This window comes from Rothia sp. HMSC073B08 (genome assembly GCF_001812975.1).
Classification (GTDB): domain Bacteria; phylum Actinomycetota; class Actinomycetes; order Actinomycetales; family Micrococcaceae; genus Rothia; species Rothia mucilaginosa.
This window is the reverse complement of the sequence record NZ_KV811067.1, coordinates 1-1,479: the sequence shown is the minus strand read 5'-3', so window position 1 is coordinate 1,479 and position 1,479 is coordinate 1. Positions and strand designations below refer to the sequence as shown.

The window sequence follows — 1,479 nt, the reverse complement described above, 5'->3', positions numbered from 1 at the left end:
GGGTGTGTGGTGGAGCAAGGAACCTACCGGGAGCTACTGAAGGCAGAGGGAAAGTTTATGGAAATTTTCAAAAATCAGATCTCTGAAGATTCTGCAGGGCGCAAAACTTCCGCTGAAAGGGACTATAAAGATGCGTAAGATTATGGCTAATACTGTTTGGTCCGTGGTTTATGCTTTCAAAAATCACCCCGTATGGACCGTTTCCTATCTAGTGTCTGTTGTGTGCCTATCACTATTCCCTGCTCTGCAGATGGAGGCTATCACTAGACTTGTTGAGCATTTGGGTCAGAGCCAGGATGAAGTGCTTCCGCTAGCTCTGGGGGTTAGTTTTGTGCTGGCAGGATACATTGCCCTGGGACAAGCATCAGACTCTCTGCGTATGATTCTAAATTCTCGAATGTCAAGTACGGGTATTCAGAATGTATCTTCTCGTCTGGCGACTTGTTCCTCTCAGGAAATCGCGAGCGGTGATTATGCTCGCTCATCAAGGGCAGCTCATGAAGCTGTGACAGGGGGGAGCCTGGGGTCTCAAGTTTCCACTATGGGTGCTCTGATATTCATTATTTTTTCGACGGGAGCCCTTAGCTATTCCGTAGGAAAAATCAATGTATATGCTTCACTCTGCATGCTTGCAGGCATGATTCCTGTTGCCTTGATGTCACATCTCTATTCGAGTAAGAATGCTGAGGCAATGGAAAAAATATATTCATATAGCTACAACGCGTGGCATAGCACTAACCAGATTGCACAAATAACTACTGCTCGTGAGCTTGCAATTCTTAATGCTCGGTCGTTCTTTGCGCATCGTGCTAATCAAGAACGGAAAAAATCCGGTGAGGAGGAAATTGGCCTAGCTCGTTACATCCTCAGAATATATACAATTGTTGGTTTTATAAGCGCTGCATTGCTAGCTTTAGCCCTTATTTTTCTAGCGGCCTCGGTGCCGGCTCCCGGTGCTCTTGCTGGAGCTGTTATAGGTATTACCTCGGCTATAGTCTCGCTTGGCTCGATGGGAAGCGACCTTAGCTCGATGGCAGCGGGGTCAAACGCAATTGATATATATCGAAAGTTTATTTCTAGCGCACAGCCCAAGCAGAAAAATTCGGTTGCCGATACCTACCCCGAAATCTGCAGCGTTTCCATTAGGAATCTTGCTATCCAGTATCCAAAAGCTGATTCTTTAGCTCTTAAAAACATCAATCTCACTTTCGGTCCCGGGCAGATGATTGGTATTGTCGGGCCCAGCGGATCGGGAAAGACAACCCTAGTAAATGCACTCATGGGTATGCTTAAGCCCTCCAAAGGAGACATCCTCATTGGAGGTACGTCGGTACAGGACATATCATCTGATGACTTGTTGGCAAATGTGGGTTTGGTGAGTCAAGACTACGGCCGTTATGAACTGACTGTGCGTGAAAATCTCCTGCTGGGTTTGTCTCAGGAGGCTGTTGAGCGTCTTGGTGATGCTGATTTGTGGTC

Annotated in this window: 1 protein-coding gene; it reads left to right on the top strand. The window is 46.9% G+C overall.

Going from position 1 to position 1,479, the window contains the following annotated elements:
• Nucleotides 1-130: 130 nt before the first annotated feature.
• Nucleotides 131-1,479 (top strand): ATP-binding cassette domain-containing protein (locus HMPREF2884_RS09140; RefSeq protein ID WP_141753500.1); only part of this gene is annotated, 1,349 nt, incomplete at its 3' end.